Here is a 16,226-nt window from a genome sequence, read left to right as displayed (position 1 = left end):
ATTATTGGGATGCCGTTAAAAATTGAGGTTGCGAGAGTGTTGCATTGGTCTGCAAGGGATGTGGGGTGGCCTGCCATTTGTCGGCAGTCCACGCAGTCGGTGAAAAGTAATAGCGCCGCTTGTTGCGGAGATTCAGTATCGGTTCATCAGTTGCAAAGCCGACCGCCGAACGGCAATAGGCGGGCTTGAAACCCTGCTGTTGCGCCAGCCTGCGCCGCAATGCCTGCTCTTCCTGTCCCATGCGAAATGCCATAGGCACGATTTCATCGGCGGCGCTGCCTTGCATCCAGGTGTCATCCAGGCACCAGGATGCTAATGCGGTAACGGATAAGGCTATCGATGGATCCAGGCGGCTGCGTATCGCGGAAATGGTCGCCGCCAGGAACGGGCGTTGAGAGCGGCGCACTTCAAAGTCAAGCTGCACGACATGACGGTTGCCGCGCTGCGCAACACGCAGCAGCTCCTGCGCAATACGGCTTGTTTGTTGTTCGCTGAGTGCAGGTGGCAGGCGCCACGATGCATCGACATGCAATACCGGTACCAGTGGGGTAGCTTCGCGCACCAGCAACTGGGCAGTACGCGGGTGCACCAATGCCTCTTCGCCGCGCAGCATAATGGTGGAAGCCACGTAAGCCACGCCGACATCATCGGGCAGCCAGCGCAAGTCTTCCGGGCGTTCCCAGGCCCAGACCATGTTGGCGGGCAGGGCTGCCAGCGCCGGATGCGAAGGCGTGCCTGCATCGGACAGCGCACTATCCGTTTTCAGGAGCAGTGCCGTCACACAGCTTAGCAGTAGAAGGATCAGGCTGCGCATTGAGGCATAGAATTGTGTTTTCAGGCTTGGTCGTTGTCCGATTATTCTAACCCGATTTGCACGCGCTTTTTGCCGGGGATTGATCATGCCGCATTGCTTTGCAAAAGAAAAATCCCCGCATGCGGGGATTTCCTTGAGATATCTGGAGATCGGGAGTGCAGGATTTATTTGCCTGATTTTCCTGCTTTGCCGGTCCACACGTCCAGCATGTCTTGCGAACCCTGTTGACGGATGCCATTGTCATTCAGGATGTCATCGGTTGCTGCCAGCAATTCCTTGCGCGGCAGGACGATGTTTTCGCTGAGGCGCTGGTCGAATTTCAGCACGATCAATTCATCTTTCATGTCGCGCAGCAGCGCAACCAGATGGCTCAGGCTGCGTATAGGCGTGCCGTTCACGGACTCGACGACGGAACCGAAGCGGCTATCGTAACCCTTGACCAGTTTATGCGGGAAGAAAGGCGCGCTGACCACGACCAGCTCTTCACGCTCAGGGGTAGGCTCGTTGCCGACCTGGGTGACTAGCGGGCTATTGTTGTATGCATAAGCATTCATTGCCTGTGCGTTGCCGCTGATCAGGCCGCGGAATTCCAGCGTTGCGCGGGAAAACACAATCGGGCCGACGATGAAGTAAGACGGATAGCTGCCCCACAGCGGCGAAATCAGTTGCGGCCGGCTGGCACTGACAGGCAGCTGGATATTCATGGTCTTGCCGCCGCGGACGATGGTCAGAGGTACTTTGCCGTCCTTGGCCAGTTGCTGCACGCGATATTGGAAGCGCACATTGAGGTCGGCGTTCATTTTCACCATGCCCTGGTTATCGATAGGAGAATCGCCAATCTTCGTGACGACGTCCCATTCTTTCAGCGGATAGGATGATGTCGTTTTCTCCGGCCGCTGGACGACCATGCCGCTCACCGATTTATCCAGCTTCAAATAGGTGCGCAGAACCGGATTTTCCAGGGTCTGGAAGGAGTCGAAGATGGCTGGCTTGCCATCGTAGCGGCCATCTGCAACGTCTTTCAGAAATAGTTCTATTTCTTCGTTAGGGATGATGTAGCCGATATTCTGCACATTGACGGCGGTGGAGAATGCCAGGCCTATCATCTTGTCGCCGGCAATCACCGGGCCGCCGCTATTGCCAGGATTGATGGCAGCGTCTATCTGTATTCGCAGGCCGGAAGTCTGGTAGTTGTAGGGCACGAATTCTATGCGGGATACGATGCCCTTGGTGATGGACAGTGTGGCTCCACCGGTAGGGTAGCCGTAGGCCAGCACTGCATCCTTGATCTCTGGCATGATATTCGCGCGTACAGGCGGCTTGTGCGTGGCGAAGAAGGTTTCATCATCCAGCTTCAAGACGGCCAGGTCTATGCCGCGCGCAATGGCTACTACCGTGGCGGATATCTTGTCGCCGCCTTGTTTCGCCTGGACTTGCACCTGGCTGGCATAGCCGACTACGTGGGCATTGGTCAGGATACGGTTGCCTTCAATGACGACGCCGGAGCCGGTTGCTTCCTGCGGGGTTGCCTTGCTCCATGGGTGGAAGGGATCCGGATTGCGTATGGTGGAAAAGATCTTGACCACGGCGTTTTCCAGGTGCGCAGGGGCGACCAGCGGGGCGGAAGTGCCTGATGGTGCGGCTGGAGCAGAAATAGCAGGGGCTGCAGGCGGAGCAACAGGAACCGGCAAGGCCGGCGCGCCTGGCGCCGCACTGGATGTTTCTTCTACTTGCGCTGTTTGCGCATGTGCTACGGCGAAAGGGAGTGCGCAGGCAAGAACAATGAGGCTGCTGCAAAACTGGGAAAGGCGGCGAGAGGTCATGTCAATTTCTTGAAAAAGTTGGATGTAGCCGGATTCGTAAAACTGGGTTCACGCTGGATGGTGGATGGCACAGCATACCCTAGCGCGGAGAGCATAGCCTGCCGTTGTATTTAGTGCAATTAAAATCGTGTATGAAAATGTATGCGTGATTGCACGCGCGGCCGCCTGGCGGCGTTTATTTCCATGAATCCTGGTTGGCAGGCAGCGTGTTTTGCGGGTCGTATACGCTGAGCTTGTCGCTTGCGGCCAGCATATCGTTATACAGCACGACGTTGGTGCCTATGCTGGAGTTGTCACCATGGTCGCCGCCATTATTGATGACGGATTTGAAGATGATGCCCTTGGCGCCGGCAGCAATCACCATGTCCCCGATGATCCAGGTAGGTGGTTCTATGTGGTCATTGAAGTAGAGCTTGCGCCAGTCGCAATTGAAGTCATTCCACAAAGGGTCAAATGCGGCAGAAGGGCCATTGCGGAAATCAACCAGAGGTTCTACCACGAGTTCATAGCTGACAATCAGGCCGGGCGGCAACAGGTTGGAAGTTTGCCGGTATTCCGCCAGCGCAGTTTCGGGTTCCAGTGACAGATACAGGGCATTCACGCCTATCCTGTTCAAGCGGCCGCCGTGCGTGGCTGCACCGGCGCCGCTGGTCGGCGTGCTTGCGTAGCGGGGAACGTGGATTCTGTAAGCCAGCGAGGTGAGGGAGGTGAGTATCATCCGGCGAAGCCGGCCTGTAGTGAACTCACGTAGCGCACGATGTCGTCAGTGCGGCCTTCGGAGATGAGTTGCTGTGCAGTTTTATATTCGAAGGGTGTCAGCGGATCGTTTTTATACCAGTAGACGGCATTTTCCACGCTGCCTGAAATGTCGGTCGCTGCCTTGATCACGCGTATGGTTTCCCGCATGAATTTCTGTACGCTTTCCGCTTCCGGCGCGCGGCTGATGGTATTGCGGTGGACATGTGCTTGTGCCGCCAGCGTTTGCATGTCTATTTGCAAGACCTCGCCGAACCTCTTGGGCGAGATTGCCTTGGGGTTGTTGACTGCATCGCGCAGATAGGCCAGCAGGCTATCAAAATTGCGTTCAAAGATAGGCGATGCTTCCATTCTTGCTGTTGCCATATTACCTCCGAGCATTTTTGCACATTATATGCACTAATTATGCACTTATTTCGCAATTCCTTCAAGTTGCTGCATTTGCTAGCTTTTTGCCTGCTGGGCTGCTGCTTCGCGCAATTTATCCTTCTTGCTCTTGCGTTTGCCCTTGATGCCGCCGTTGGCCTGCGCTTCCGCCAGTGCGGCTGCAGCCTCGCTCTGCGGCACAGGCGCCGGTTCAAAGCCGGGAATCTGCTCGCGGACCAGCTTCAGTTTCAGGCGGTTTTCTATCAGACGCAGATGGGCTTCGGTATCGGCACTATAGAAGCTGATCGCCGTGCCGCTTTGCCCGGCCCGGCCGGTGCGGCCTATGCGGTGGGTGTAGTCGGTCACCGAGCGCGGCAAATCGTAATTGATGACAGCAGGCAAGCCGGCGATGTCGATGCCGCGTGCGGCAACGTCGGTGGCAACCATCACCTGCAGCCGGCTGGCCTTGAGATCCATCAACACCTGCGTACGCTTGCCCTGGCTCAGCTCACCGTGAAAAGGCTCCGCCTGGATGCCGTTGCGGCGCAGCTTGTCCGCAACCAGCTCGGCGGCATACTTGGTGGCGACAAAAACCAGCACGCGTTTCCAGTCATGCTCTTGCAGCAGGTGGCGCAGCAAGGGCGTGCGCTTGGCAGTATCGACCATGATGGCGCTTTGGGCGATATCGGGCGCCACTTCCGGCGTGCCTTCCACTTCCAGGCGCACCGGCTGGCTCAGGATGCCGTTGGCCAGTGTTTCCACTGCGGCCGGGAAAGTGGCCGAGAAAAACAGGTTTTGTCTTTGCGGCGGCAACAGCGACAGGATACGGTTGATCTCGTCGGCAAAGCCCAGGTCCAGCAGGCGGTCTGCCTCATCCAGCACCAGCATCGCTGCGCGTCCGATACTGAGGGCATTATGGTCGATCAGGTCCAGCAAGCGGCCCGGCGTGGCGACGACAATGTCGGTGCCGCCGCGCAGCGCCATCATTTGCGGATTGATGGAGACGCCGCCAAACACAGTGGCGATTCTCGGTTGTTGCGGCAAATGCTGCGCATAGCGTTTTAGCGCATCTCCAACCTGCACGGCCAGTTCGCGGGTGGGTACCAGGACGAGCGCTTGCACCACCCGCGGCCTTGCCCCCATTTTGCCCTGCAAGCGCTGCAATAAGGGCAGCGCGAACGCAGCGGTCTTGCCGGAGCCGGTCTGGGCCAGACCCAGCAGGTCTGCACCGCTCAGGATGGCAGGGATGGCGGCGCTCTGGATTGCAGTAGGCGTAGCGTAAGATAGGTCGCTGACTGCTTGCAGTAGCGGAGGGATCAGACCCAGGGAAGAAAATGGCACGGCGGGCCTTGTGTTCGATGAATAATTAAATGTGAGGAGACTGCTGCAGGCGCCAGTATAAAGCAGCCGGCGGGAGTTTCGGCTTGCGGCTGAAAATAAGCGGTGCTGATCGGGAGCGCCAGGGATATTGATTGAGCTTTTATCGCGTTATTTGAATTGCCAGACCATCACTACTTTGGCGCCGCGCCGCATGCTGCGTACCCGCATGGCGCCGGTTTCGCTCAATTTATATTCCAGTGCCGGACGCTCACCATCGGCAATCATATGCAGACCATCGCGGGAATCCAGCGGAATATCGGCCCCGGTTTTAGGTTGATCGCTGGGAATTGGGGAACTGCTGATGGATGCGCTGCTACGGTCCATTGATGCATTCACATTGGTTCTCGGAGCGTCCATGCGCAGTGCGGAGTTGCTGCGCAGGTCGGGCACCGGTGCCGGCGGTGCGGGTGGTCCATTAGGGGCGGCTTTATCCGCCCATGCCCAGGGGCAGGTTGCCATTAATAACAGCGAAATCGCCTTTTTCGCACCCATGATCTTGCCTCAACAAACATTGTATCGATCGGGAAGTCATGATTTCATTTTGGCATCTGGCAGGGGAAATATCCACCTGTTTTGCTTCAAATTGGCGTCCAGACATCAAATTTCACGTTTTCTGACGGCTTCCTGTGAGTGTCAACTATCTTCCTGTCGATAGTCCACTTCTGTGCGGAAGCGAACAATAGCGACATCAGGATGTTAAATAATTATTAACTGATTTGCCTGCCATAAATGGCAACTGCGCCCGATCCTATCGCCAGCCATGCCGTCAGCCCCAGCGCGGAAATGGACGGTTTTGATTTGCCGAAAGTAAAATGAAAAATCAATGCCAGCAAGGCCAGGACCAGGTTGACAATCACCATGTCTCGCCCAACGACGGAGTTGACCGCGTACCAGATTTTTGGATCGGACATAGTCTTGGCGGTGCGAAAGCCGGTTACCGTATTGGGTGCGACTTCGCCTAGCCAAAGTGGCAGGGAAAGGTAGAGTCCGAATATCGCAGTGAGCAAAAGCCTGCAGTGACATACAAGCTGATTTGTTTATTTGTGATTTTCATGGGGATATCCGGATTGGAGTGCTTACCGCCTGGGAGTTATTCAAGCCGCCTCTATCAGGCCAGACTTGGAAACCATGTAAAGAGAATACACATCACCAGGTTATTCGTGGCGTGGGCGATGGCCGTTACCCAATAGCTGGCTCCAGGGCCGTCTTCCCGGACCTTGAGATAGAAATAGGCGAGTATCAGTCCTGCGCAAAATGTCAATAAGCCGTGACCTAAACCACCGTTCAAGAAATGTCCGAGCCCAAATATAAATGCGCTTAAGAATATACAAATATTTTTACTGGCCCCGAGCTTTCGCGCTAACTCGATAGGAAGCGATTGGGCTAGTGTGGTTTCAAATAATGGCATCAAGACGACCAAGTTGATGAACAGAATAGAAGTAGAGAATGGCGCTTCGCTTTTTGTCAGTATGCCGGCCGCAGCCGACTCTCCAAGCAGATTTGCAGGGAGGAGCATTAATAACGGGTAGAGTCCGCTTGTAATGACAAGGTCAAGCACACCAACCGCGAGGCCGATCATCAGATACCGTGTCCAGCGATGCTGCTGTGCACCTTGCGAAATAACCAGTTCCATATATCCTCGTCATTGAATAGATATCAGATAGGACGCCTTTAGTCTGCGCCGGCGAAAAGTGAACTTTCGTGCTTATTATTATACTAATGTAAAATTGTTAATAACAGGATATTTATCGGCGATAGCGGGACACGTCACACCCTTTTCGCTTTATTCTTCCTGAGATATAATTTCCACATGGAAACATTTACTGCAGATTGAAGTTTGTTCTTGAGCAGATTTGAAACAGGGGGCTGATCGCCCTGCACAGAGATGTCCTTTCGACGAATGATTGCTAAGAGGCCCGACTGTGGAAAGAAAATATTATTTCGAAATCGGTAACTGGGAAGAGGCTGCGTGGCTCGTAGCCAAATATGATGCCGCGCGTTTCCAGAATGAGGTGATGGCCAAGCGCCTGCTGAAGGATTCCGTGCTGGAAGAGTTGTCGAAGAAAACGCTGGACGAGCTGAAGTGCTTCGAGCCCATCATCTATGGCCCTATCATGGCGCTATCCTCGGCCTTCCTGCAGCGTAGCAAGGAGGGCGACTACGAAAGCGTGCATGTACATTTCTGGCATTGCCTGGCTACGCTGGACCATTCCACCATCGAAGTGCACAGCCATGACTTGTCGGATGTAGCCATGCAATCTGCCAGCCAGCAGGAAGAAAATATCGTCAAGGCAGTCAAGCAGGCTTTGCATACAAGCTAGCTTTCTCGCTGCAGATAAAAAAACGGCGGCCTGGATATCCGCGCCGCCGTTGTCGTTTCAGGCCTGCCGTTTTATTTTGCCTGCATGCGCTGTATGTGCTCCAGCCTTGCGCTGATGCGCTGGCCTATCACCGCCGGGCTATATTCTTCCACCATCGTGCGGCGCGCTTCTGCCGAGATACGGGCGCGCAAGCCTTCGTCTTCCACGATCTGGCGCATCAGCGATGCGGCATGGCCCACGTCTGCTTCGGCCCAGGTCTGGCCCGCCTTGTAGACGCCCAGGTCTTTCTGGATCTTCACCAGCGTGTAGTTGACCGGCAACGAGTTTTGCGGACGCATGAACTCGGTATTGCCGGACCAGTTGGTTGCGATGACGGGTTTGCCCAGGAACATCGCCTCGGCTGGTCCCAGACCGTATCCTTCAGAGCGGTGCAGCGATACCAGTGCATCGCAGACCGATTGCAGGTCATAGACTTCCTGCCGGCTCAGGGTTTCGTTAATCCAGATCACATCCTTGCGGCCGCCCAGCCTATCGCGCAGCGCCGCTACATCGGCGTTATGGAACTGTGCATTCTGTGTCTTGATGACCAGGGCCACCTTGCCGTTATCCTTACTAAAGGCCTGGTCAAAGGCATCCAGCGCGGCTTGCGGATTCTTGCGCTCCTGATAGGACGAAAAATCGTACATCATCAGGAACAGGAATTTATCCTCCGGCAAACTGAAACGGGCGCGGCTGGCATCCGGCGATACCGTGAAATGGATCGCGTGCGGCATGCGCACCACAGGAATAGGGGAGCGCTTGGCAATTGCTTCCTGCACAAAGCCGGTAGGTACCCAGACTTCGTTCAGGGTATTGAAGCCGGCAAGATGCTCCTCCAGCATGTCGGGCAATTCCCAGTGCCAGAAGCCGATGTTATAACGCGAGAACAGGTGGGACGGCAGATGCATCTCCGCTTCCGGCATCTGGTCTGCATTAATGTGGAATACATTGATGCCATGCACGGCATCGGTGACGATGCGATGCTCCAGGCTGCGGTCTTGCACCCGGCTATTGTTATTGTTGTTGAAGTCGATCACGACATTCGGGATGGCCGTTGCATCCAGCGCGCCGGTGAACTGGCGCAGCGACTGGCCGACGCCATGTTCGGAGCGCGCATAGCCGATCACGTTCACGCCCTGCACGGCCTGTGTAGGGTCCTTGCCGCCGGTGGATTGGCGTACAGCGTTAAAGATCGATGTTTCGCCGATGCTGACATCGCTGAGCTGTACCGACAGGCGGCGCGTATCTTCTCCCAGGCCCAGGTCTTTCGGTATGCAACTGGCTTCGGGCAGTACATGCAGCGTGGCGGGCCAGGTTTCAGGCAATAGCTCCAGTTCCACCGTGACGTCGAAGCGGCCGGGCCACACCGTTACGCTGCTGCGCGGCTCATCATTAAAGCCGATGGAAATACTCAGCTCGGGTTTGCCGTGCGCGCGCTGGTGCAAGTCACCGTGGTGTATGCCTTGCAGCCTGATCCTGGTCGAGGTAACCCTGTTCGTCACAAAGCGGGCCTGGCGGCCTACCCACCATGCATCTTGCCCCGGCTCTGCATACAGGCCGGAGAAGCGCACAGTACGGTGGCGGGCGCTGACCAGCGGTATGCCGCCGGCATTGCTATGGGAGCTTGCCGCCTGCAGCGGGTCCAGCCTGGCCGTGGTAGGCAGGTCTAGCCCCACTTTCTTGGCCCAGCGGGAGCCGCGGAACTGTTCAAAGCCCAGTTGCATGAAGGCGATGGGGCCGGTGACCTTCTGGTATTGCCTGAGCCTTGCCGCACCCAGCTTGCCGCCGGTGGCTTTCTTATGGATGAAGACCAGACCGCGCGCCCAGATCGAAGGCTTGTACTGAGGGCCGTCTGCACGCAATACGCCCAATGCGCGGCGCACCGGCAGGATATAGGCTTCCGGAACGCCAACTTCGACGCCGCCGGCTTCCGCAAACCAATGGTAAAAGGCACGCCGGCTGCTGCCCAGCGGATCAGGGAAGGCGCGCTGCAAGTGCTGATGCTCCAGCCACAGGCCGCGCAGGATGGTCGGCAGACTGCCTGCCTCGCCATGCACGAAATAGCTGCCTGCATCGAAAGGGTCTTCGCCGGCCTGGAAGCGCACATCGGCGTCTTCGCGGTACAGCACCCGCAGTGCATTCGGGATAGGCGTACCGTCACTGAAGCTGCCGAACGCGTATTTGCGTTTCCTGAACTCGGCCAGGCCATGGCCCAGCACGCGGCGTGCATATTCCAGCGCCAGCTCGCGCGCTTCGCCTATCGTGTCCAGCGTGAGGCGGTTCTGGTGCTTGGAAAAAGGCTGAGGGTTTTGCGGATCAAAGCCGCTGAAATGGAAGAAGCGCAAAGGCCGGCCGTCGGACAGCCAGACGCCGTCCTCGCGGGTGACAGGGCGGTGCGGCAGGTTCCAGTAGGCGACGTTATAGCCGGGATCGCGCAGTACGGCAAAACCGCCGAACATGCCGGGCGCCATGTCCACCCATTTTTGATCGGTAAACAAGCCGCGTGCCGGATCGGAAACAGCGCCGTATTCCAGTTTGTCTTCCCACCATTTAATGAAGGCGTCGGATGCCGGCAGGCTGCCCAGTGCCAGGAATCCCAGGTTATACGAGCCGGCGCGCATGATATCCAGCTCGCTTGGCTCCAGGCCATCGTCCAGCGGTGCAGTCAGGTGCGGGGTAACGACGGCGGCCGCGCCTTCGTCCAGCAGGCGTTCCACGTCAACCAGGCGGTCTATGACCAGGATGTCCGGATCTATATAAACGACGCGGTCATAGCCCTGGCGGCGCAGGTGCGCAAACATATAGGGCTTGGCGGCGGTGTTCAATTCCATGATGCCGTAGCGGAACAGGAACTCGCGCATTTTTGGCAGCGGCAGTTGTTCTACCGTCGTTGCGGTGAATAGCTCACCGCCTATGCTTGCTGGGTCTTCACACCGGTCTACAAATAATACGTGCCGCTCCCACTCCGGATGCGCGGCGCTGAGGCTTTCCATCAGCGTCTTGGCAAATGCGCCATAGTTCAAGGATACGATGGTAAAGACGGCTGTTTTAATTGTTTTTTCCAAAATCCATTCCCGATTTCATTGCAAGCCTGTGCTTGCTAAAAAGTTTTCGGGATGGATGATACCTCAAGCGTGCATGTCAGAGTTTGCTGAATGTAACGAGGAGCATTGCCTTATTTGAAACTGTTGCTGATAGCAAAGTAGATGGTGGAGAGCAGATGATGCCAGGCGGTACTGGATGGTGTCGATTTTGCTATTTATTTCGGCAATTATTCCTGCAATATCTGTGTAACCCAGGTTTCCGCCTCTTGCATATTGTCAAAGCTGCGATAGGGGAGATTGTGCTTGTTAAACAGCTTTTCATAGCGGATTGCCATAACCGTGCGGCCTTCAACATCCGCACCGCTGACATGGGCAAAGGCAGATGCGGCACGACCCTGCTTTAACAGGCAGCCTATCATCTGATCCATCGCTTCATAGGCGGCCAGCGACATGATGGCGCTTTCATTGACGACCACGATTTCCGCCCAGCGGCCTACGGGCTTCACGACCGTGTGCAAGGCTTGCAGGGTTTTTTTCAGGGTATGGACAAATTCCAGGTTGAACGGCCCTGTCGCTTCATGCCAGGCGATATTGCCGTCAAAGCGCGCGTCCAGATAGCCGTGAGCCTTGAAGGGAGTAACGTCAAACTGGCTGGTGTTGAATCGGGCTTCAGTGAACATGAATGGAGGGCGGAGTGTTATCTAAGTGCCCGATTGTAGTGGCTGGAGAAAATTGGTCCAAGTACAGATCGCAGCGCTTTTGCAAACGATTGTTAGCTGACGCGGTTTGATCGATCACAGCTTGAGGGACGAATGGCTGAAGCAGATTGTTACAAATTAGTGCCGGATTTGCCGGCATGGGTAAATAAACGGGTTTAGGTGCGTTGCCTCACCGACTTGTCATTCCATCGCCTATATCTTCTTGCTTAAGTCGTCGCGATATTCAGCAGCAAATCCTTGCTGCCAACGCTGATGGATACTCTATATAAGGAGAATGATAATGAGCCTCGGACTAATTTTATTGATTGTACTGATCTTGGTACTGGTTGGAGCTTTCCCAGCTTGGCCGCACAGCCGCGGATGGGGTTATGGGCCTAGCGGAGCGACAGGCTTGATTGTCATTATCTTGCTGGTGCTGTTACTGACAGGGCGGATCTAGCCTCTTAGCCTGCTTCACTAATCTAACCAGCTAACACGTCCTTGGCGATGAGCGTCAAGGACGTGTTTGTCTTCCAGATTATTCCTTTATGCCCAGCGCCTTGGCGATCTGCGCCAAAACGATTTTCCAGGAAGCCGAGGTGGCGGCCACTTCGTCGTAATGGCTGGCGCCGGGCAGCGTAGTCGCCTCTGCCTTGTCACCGGCATCCCTGGCTCTCTTTGCATAATCTTCGCCTACGCGTGGTGGCGACACGGTATCCAACTCGCCATTGATCAATACAGTAGTGAAACCGCCTGGCAGCATTTCCGCAGACGAGGTGTCGGCAAATACATCGGGCCGTGATGCGCTGGGCAGGCCTGTAAGCTGGACTATATCCCGGTCGCAACGGCCTTTGATCAGGTTTTGCTCACGCCGTAAATCAGCCAGGCCGCCAAGGCTGATCACCGTTGGAATAATTAGCACTTTATCCTGATAAAGCGAACTGCTGGGCGGCAGTTTGCGGCGGGATGCCGCCCATTGCACCAGTTGGCCGCCGGCGGAATGGCCGATGGCGACGATCCTGGCGGTATCGAGCTTATATTGTGCAGCGCTGGTTTGCAGCAATTGCATGGCTGCGCTGATATCCTGATAGGTGCCCGGGTAGCCACCGCCGGCCTCGTCCACCCGCCGGTATTCAACATTCCACACAGCGATGCCTCGCTTGACCAAGTCGCCAGCGATATTATGCATTTGCCGTATGCCGCCAAATTCCACCGTCCAGCAGCCGCCATGAATGAGAATGGCGACCGGGAAGGGGCCTTCGCCCTCCGGCTTGAATAATTCCACATACTGCGAAGCCTGGTTGCCATAGGCAATATGCTGGTCAGGCTCAGGCCCTTGCAGATCCAGATAATTTTTCAATGTCATCGGCGCGGCATATGCCAGGCTGGCCGCTGAAAAAACATGGAGTGCCACAAACAGTCTGAACGCCGCTTTTTTAAGCATGTGATTTCCTGCGAGAGTGAGGAGGAACAAGGGATGAGATACTGCGTGGCTTGCATGGGCGGGACTCATGCGAGAGCGTCCATTTTACCCGATGCATTCGCTATAGATGAAGGCGGCGATGCATGTTGCCCGACTTTGCATCGCCGCACTCATTGAACCGGTAAGCCTGTCAGCTATTGGAGGTAAAACGCCTGGCCGCCTGCTCTACCTGAGACTGGCATTTGTCCAGCTCATGCACCAGCGGCTGGCTCCTTTCCAGTGCAGCCTTGTCACCGTGAATAATTTTCGTAATCTCGACAAAATACTGATCTTCCACCGCTCTCCATTTTTTGAGGGCGGAGCGAAAATCCTCCCATTTCTCGTCCATAATAACCTCCGCATTCGCAGGGCTCGATATCATTCCTGCGCTGTTTAATGTGCGTTCAGTGTGCTTTCGTTTTACCTGCAGATGTCTTGCGATGTCCGTCGGAAGCCTGCTTGATCGCTGCTATCCGGCCCGCATCTAGCATATCAGTCATTTGCTGGGTTGATCTGCTGAGCTGCTCATAGCCGGCCTTGGCACTGTCAAACATGGTTTTCACCATTGCGACAGTAGGCTTGGCTTCTTCCGGCGCGTTACCCTCCATGCCCTCTATCATCTGCTTTGCCTTTTCTGTCACTTCATTCACCTCGCTTTGCGTGATCTGGCTCATTTGAGCCTGGAACGACGAGGTAATATCCGCCCACTGCCGGCTATACGACAGTGCGCGTTCCAGGCGTGGCTGCAATTGCGCATTGAAGATAGCCATCCATTGTTGCGGATCTTTTGCCGCCAGCAGTTCCTGGATTGCTGAGGTGGATTGCACAAGCGAATCCTGCACGGTAGCCACATTCAGTTCCGCCAGGCGGCGGCCGTAATCGCTGGCCTTGCTGCCGGCCTCGGTCAGCCACTCTCGCTGTACCTGCAATAGCGCCTGGTTCAGCTTGTTCAATTCATTGGGAATTAAAGAATCCATACAAGAACCTCCTTGAGTTGAAGCAAGGCCAGCAAAAACTACCTGGTGCTGTTATGGATTCTTGTCGGGATCTTTTTGGTGTGGCGGACAGCCCCTGCCATTGCGGCGGGGCCCGACCAGGCTAGATTTTCAATAGCCTCTGCAAATAAGAATACAGATAACGAAAGCAAAGAGCCCATGCGGCTTTTTTGCCGCCGGGCCATCATTGCATTCGAGTCTTCATCATAGTCCGCAGCAAGAAAAATGCTACAGGAATCAGCAGAATTTACAGGCTAAATTTGAAGCGGGACGGCTGGCTGCTGACGCTGGCGCGTATGCTGCTTCTTAGCGGCGCGGAAAGTTTCTTTGGGGAATGGCGACACGTATTCTTTGCCGCCTGTCGCCCATCAGAAAACGCAATTCTTCCACACTAAGCTGACTGACTTCCTGCATGCGCATCAAAAGCCAGGCACCGACAGGAACGGTATGACGGCGGATTTCCCATACCAGAGGGCGGGATATTGCCAATACTCGGGATAAGGCTGCATCGTCGCGTAACTGCAGTTTTTCCTTAATGGCGTTCAATAAACGGTTGGGATCGTAACTGCTCTTGCCAAGTACAAATGTTCTTACTGACTTCATGTTTCTCACTCCATGCTGCAGACCCTGGGGTCTTGTGGTTCTCCATCACCGATATGGAAATGATTGCCTGGATTTCAATGCACTTTCTTTATTAAATTTGTATCCAGTTTGTTACGTGCTAGTTGAGCGCCAGATGGCACACGAGCATCTTGATTGTTTAAATGTTAGTTGATATATTGGCAATGTTGAGTAAAAAACTTTTCGCCGCACATTTCCTTAGCAATTGCAGGTTTTCCTGAACACGGACATAGATATGCCTGGTCATCACAAAAAACTAAAGCCAACGCTGGTCTTCATTAGATACAAAATCTTGTGTTCATTTGCTGCTTGCCTGCCGATTTATTCCACCTTTGCCCAGACCACCTCCTGCGACTTGCGTGACCTGCAGCCACGGTATGAAAAGATGGGTTTGTCGGATCAGACCATCCGCATGGAGTTCCGGAAAAGAGATGCTGCTCCCGATGCTGAATGGAGAAACGGTGGGCGGGAGGCGCTGGGGAAACAGTGGGAAGCAATTGACGAGGCCAATCAAAAAGAGCTGGACACTATCGTCGCGGCCTGCGGTTATCCAAGAGGCCCAAAAACCATAGGCCATGGACCGTATGCAGCGTTCTACGTGATCCATCATGCGGAGCTGGACTATCAATTGAAATATTTCGCGATGCTCAAGGAGTCGGTTGAGCGGGGTGAGACAGATGCCTACTCGTTTGCCCAATTTGAGGACCGCGTGCTTCTCAGCCAGGGAAAGCCGCAGAAATACGGTTTCCAGAGGTGGCCGGTAGTGAATGGCATAGAACAGAAACTGGTGCAGGACCCCGCTCGCGTCAACGCCTTGCGCGCAGCCTTTGGGCAACCGCCAATCCCAGGATTTCCCTAGACCGCAGATAGGCAAGCATGCTAAAGAAAAGCACACTGATTATTGTGTCCTTGGGCTTATTGGCATGGACGAGCTTTTGGATGACTTCCGTGTTCATGCCAAGGGAGGAAGCCGCGTTGCCAACTGTGAGGCATGGAGGCCAGGTTCCGCCGAAACCTGCGCCTAAAATTTTAGTGGCGCATACAAACTCAGGAAATGTGCCCATGCTGAAGCGGGACTATTCACCCGATACTCTGCCGAAAAGAAATCTGCCCCTGGTCTCGATTATTGATCAGTTGAAGCAGCAGGCCGCCGAAGGAAATTATCGGGCGGCCTGCCGTTTGGCTGCGGAATTAATGCGCTGCACCCAGGTCATTCCGGAAATACAAAGGGCGCTTGAAGAGCGTCGTACTGTTGATCTCAAAAATGCGAAGCAGGCTGGGGACACTGAGAGGATTGAGAGTATACAAGGTGCGATCGCCGACATGGAGATCGGCATGGCGAGGGATAAACAGATATGTGCTGGATTTGAGAACAAGGAAAACCTGGAAATATGGCGCTACAAGCTGCAGGCGGCGCAGAGCGGGCACGCGCCCTCCATCCTGGACTTTGTCGATAGCCCTACCTGGCTTCTCACCGACCAAAAAACATACGAGGACGCATGGATTACTTACCGGGACAATGGTGAAGCACTCTTGAGCGAACTTGCTCGGAGCGGCAACAAGAGGGCCATCATAGAGTTGATAATGCAGTATGTGCGTTTCGATACTCAAACAGCGGCGATTATCGGGAAGTATGCTCCTTTCAAACCGGACCAGCAGAAAGCAGCGATGTACATCTACGCGTATTACTTATTGCCAAATGGTAATAGGTCCAATGCGCCGTTTTTGAACGAGGCTTTAAGGAAAATATCTCAGCAACTGACATCGGACCAATTGGCTGCTGCGAAAAGCCAGGCTGATCAGCTTGCAGCATCCTGGCCCGCGGATCAGGCTCTGCAGCGCAACCCTCCACGCATGGTGCATGAGGCGGGCGACCTAGGCCTGGACGATATCTGCTCACAATGACC

At 55.0% G+C, this 16,226-nt stretch carries 18 protein-coding genes; 4 read left to right on the top strand and 14 right to left on the bottom strand.

What is annotated here, in order from left to right; translation table 11 throughout:
- Nucleotide 1: 1 nt before the first annotated feature.
- The 8 genes from IEW12_RS04000 to IEW12_RS03965 form a co-directional block, all read right to left on the bottom strand.
- A complete protein-coding gene (locus tag IEW12_RS04000) occupies nucleotides 2-781 on the bottom strand; it encodes a hypothetical protein (protein WP_188564666.1) in 780 nt (259 codons plus the stop codon).
- Between the two features lie 197 nt (nucleotides 782-978).
- On the bottom strand, nucleotides 979-2,637 hold the full coding sequence (locus tag IEW12_RS03995; RefSeq protein ID WP_188564665.1) for a S1C family serine protease: 1,659 nt from the start codon (nucleotides 2,635-2,637) through the stop codon (nucleotides 979-981).
- Between the two features lie 175 nt (nucleotides 2,638-2,812).
- Nucleotides 2,813-3,355: an RES family NAD+ phosphorylase gene (locus tag IEW12_RS03990; RefSeq protein ID WP_188564664.1), complete on the bottom strand. Its 543-nt coding sequence runs from the start codon at nucleotides 3,353-3,355 to the stop codon at nucleotides 2,813-2,815.
- Nucleotides 3,352-3,759 (bottom strand): DUF2384 domain-containing protein, encoded by a 408-nt coding sequence (locus IEW12_RS03985; RefSeq protein ID WP_229750905.1) that lies wholly within the window; start codon nucleotides 3,757-3,759, stop codon nucleotides 3,352-3,354. The genes IEW12_RS03990 and IEW12_RS03985 overlap by 4 nt, the downstream gene beginning before the upstream one ends.
- 78 nt (nucleotides 3,760-3,837) lie before the next feature.
- The gene (locus tag IEW12_RS03980) at nucleotides 3,838-5,100 is read right to left on the bottom strand and encodes a DEAD/DEAH box helicase (RefSeq protein WP_188564663.1); all 1,263 of its coding nucleotides are present in this window, start codon (nucleotides 5,098-5,100) and stop codon (nucleotides 3,838-3,840) included.
- A 147-nt stretch (nucleotides 5,101-5,247) separates the two neighbouring features.
- Nucleotides 5,248-5,631: a hypothetical protein gene (locus IEW12_RS03975; RefSeq protein ID WP_188564662.1), complete on the bottom strand. Its 384-nt coding sequence runs from the start codon at nucleotides 5,629-5,631 to the stop codon at nucleotides 5,248-5,250.
- Nucleotides 5,632-5,846: 215 nt separating this feature from the next.
- Nucleotides 5,847-6,146: an SdpI family protein gene (locus IEW12_RS03970; RefSeq protein WP_268237224.1), complete on the bottom strand. Its 300-nt coding sequence runs from the start codon at nucleotides 6,144-6,146 to the stop codon at nucleotides 5,847-5,849.
- Nucleotides 6,147-6,247: 101 nt separating this feature from the next.
- Nucleotides 6,248-6,772 carry a CPBP family intramembrane glutamic endopeptidase gene (locus IEW12_RS03965; RefSeq protein ID WP_188564660.1) on the bottom strand — a complete coding sequence of 175 codons (525 nt, stop codon included), beginning with the start codon at nucleotides 6,770-6,772 and terminating at the stop codon, nucleotides 6,248-6,250.
- A 289-nt stretch (nucleotides 6,773-7,061) separates the two neighbouring features.
- Between IEW12_RS03965 and IEW12_RS03960 the strand changes: the two genes are divergently transcribed.
- The gene (locus tag IEW12_RS03960) at nucleotides 7,062-7,460 is read left to right on the top strand and encodes a hypothetical protein (protein WP_188564659.1); all 399 of its coding nucleotides are present in this window, start codon (nucleotides 7,062-7,064) and stop codon (nucleotides 7,458-7,460) included.
- A gap of 71 nt (nucleotides 7,461-7,531) precedes the next feature.
- Here IEW12_RS03960 and IEW12_RS03955 read toward each other — a convergent pair whose 3' ends face one another.
- Together IEW12_RS03955 and IEW12_RS03950 are read right to left on the bottom strand one after the other, a co-directional pair.
- A complete protein-coding gene (locus tag IEW12_RS03955) occupies nucleotides 7,532-10,564 on the bottom strand; it encodes a glycosyltransferase family 4 protein (RefSeq protein WP_188564658.1) in 3,033 nt (1,010 codons plus the stop codon).
- A gap of 206 nt (nucleotides 10,565-10,770) precedes the next feature.
- Complete coding sequence (locus IEW12_RS03950; RefSeq protein WP_188564657.1) at nucleotides 10,771-11,223, bottom strand: hypothetical protein; 453 nt, start codon at nucleotides 11,221-11,223, stop codon at nucleotides 10,771-10,773.
- A gap of 319 nt (nucleotides 11,224-11,542) precedes the next feature.
- On the opposite strand from IEW12_RS03950, the gene IEW12_RS03945 reads away from it, so the two are divergent.
- The gene (locus tag IEW12_RS03945; protein WP_188564656.1) at nucleotides 11,543-11,701 is read left to right on the top strand and encodes a DUF3309 domain-containing protein; all 159 of its coding nucleotides are present in this window, start codon (nucleotides 11,543-11,545) and stop codon (nucleotides 11,699-11,701) included.
- Nucleotides 11,702-11,779: 78 nt separating this feature from the next.
- Here IEW12_RS03945 and IEW12_RS03940 read toward each other — a convergent pair whose 3' ends face one another.
- The 4 genes from IEW12_RS03940 to IEW12_RS03925 all read right to left on the bottom strand — a co-directional run bounded on the left by IEW12_RS03940 (nucleotide 11,780) and on the right by IEW12_RS03925 (nucleotide 14,301).
- The gene (locus IEW12_RS03940) at nucleotides 11,780-12,685 is read right to left on the bottom strand and encodes an alpha/beta hydrolase (protein WP_229750904.1); all 906 of its coding nucleotides are present in this window, start codon (nucleotides 12,683-12,685) and stop codon (nucleotides 11,780-11,782) included.
- A gap of 169 nt (nucleotides 12,686-12,854) precedes the next feature.
- Nucleotides 12,855-13,052 (bottom strand): hypothetical protein, encoded by a 198-nt coding sequence (locus IEW12_RS03935; RefSeq protein ID WP_188564655.1) that lies wholly within the window; start codon nucleotides 13,050-13,052, stop codon nucleotides 12,855-12,857.
- Between the two features lie 55 nt (nucleotides 13,053-13,107).
- Complete coding sequence (gene phaP, locus IEW12_RS03930; protein ID WP_188564654.1) at nucleotides 13,108-13,680, bottom strand: TIGR01841 family phasin; 573 nt, start codon at nucleotides 13,678-13,680, stop codon at nucleotides 13,108-13,110.
- 324 nt (nucleotides 13,681-14,004) lie between these two features.
- Nucleotides 14,005-14,301, bottom strand: a complete 297-nt coding sequence (locus tag IEW12_RS03925) for a hypothetical protein (RefSeq protein WP_188564653.1) — start codon at nucleotides 14,299-14,301, stop codon at nucleotides 14,005-14,007.
- Between the two features lie 310 nt (nucleotides 14,302-14,611).
- Here IEW12_RS03925 and IEW12_RS03920 point away from each other — a divergent pair, with 310 nt between their 5' ends.
- Together IEW12_RS03920 and IEW12_RS03915 are read left to right on the top strand one after the other, a co-directional pair.
- Nucleotides 14,612-15,178 (top strand): DUF6624 domain-containing protein, encoded by a 567-nt coding sequence (locus IEW12_RS03920; RefSeq protein WP_188564652.1) that lies wholly within the window; start codon nucleotides 14,612-14,614, stop codon nucleotides 15,176-15,178.
- Nucleotides 15,179-15,381: 203 nt separating this feature from the next.
- Complete coding sequence (locus IEW12_RS03915) at nucleotides 15,382-16,224, top strand: hypothetical protein (protein WP_188564651.1); 843 nt, start codon at nucleotides 15,382-15,384, stop codon at nucleotides 16,222-16,224.
- Nucleotides 16,225-16,226 lie beyond the last annotated feature (2 nt).

Origin of the sequence: Parundibacterium terreum, assembly GCF_014636315.1 — a bacterium.
Taxonomy (GTDB): Bacteria; Pseudomonadota; Gammaproteobacteria; order Burkholderiales; family Burkholderiaceae_D; genus Undibacterium; species Undibacterium terreum.
The sequence above is the reverse complement of the archived record's forward strand: the minus strand, read 5'-3'. Positions and strand labels throughout refer to the sequence as shown.

What these genes read in the sequence shown, in the direction of transcription:
- IEW12_RS03995 (WP_188564665.1), bottom strand. Translation starts at nt 2,637, where the DNA reads ATGACCTCTCGCCGCCTTTCCCAGTTTTGCAGCAGCCTCATTGTTCTT.
- IEW12_RS03990 (WP_188564664.1), bottom strand. Translation starts at nt 3,355, where the DNA reads ATGATACTCACCTCCCTCACCTCGCTGGCTTACAGAATCCACGTTCCC.
- IEW12_RS03985 (WP_229750905.1), bottom strand. Translation starts at nt 3,759, where the DNA reads ATGGCAACAGCAAGAATGGAAGCATCGCCTATCTTTGAACGCAATTTT.
- IEW12_RS03975 (WP_188564662.1), bottom strand. Translation starts at nt 5,631, where the DNA reads ATGGGTGCGAAAAAGGCGATTTCGCTGTTATTAATGGCAACCTGCCCC.
- IEW12_RS03965 (WP_188564660.1), bottom strand. Translation starts at nt 6,772, where the DNA reads ATGGAACTGGTTATTTCGCAAGGTGCACAGCAGCATCGCTGGACACGG.
- IEW12_RS03950 (WP_188564657.1), bottom strand. Translation starts at nt 11,223, where the DNA reads ATGTTCACTGAAGCCCGATTCAACACCAGCCAGTTTGACGTTACTCCC.
- IEW12_RS03945 (WP_188564656.1), top strand. Translation starts at nt 11,543, where the DNA reads ATGAGCCTCGGACTAATTTTATTGATTGTACTGATCTTGGTACTGGTT.
- IEW12_RS03940 (WP_229750904.1), bottom strand. Translation starts at nt 12,685, where the DNA reads ATGCTTAAAAAAGCGGCGTTCAGACTGTTTGTGGCACTCCATGTTTTT.
- IEW12_RS03935 (WP_188564655.1), bottom strand. Translation starts at nt 13,052, where the DNA reads ATGGACGAGAAATGGGAGGATTTTCGCTCCGCCCTCAAAAAATGGAGA.
- phaP (WP_188564654.1), bottom strand. Translation starts at nt 13,680, where the DNA reads ATGGATTCTTTAATTCCCAATGAATTGAACAAGCTGAACCAGGCGCTA.
- IEW12_RS03925 (WP_188564653.1), bottom strand. Translation starts at nt 14,301, where the DNA reads ATGAAGTCAGTAAGAACATTTGTACTTGGCAAGAGCAGTTACGATCCC.
- IEW12_RS03915 (WP_188564651.1), top strand. Translation starts at nt 15,382, where the DNA reads ATGCTGAAGCGGGACTATTCACCCGATACTCTGCCGAAAAGAAATCTG.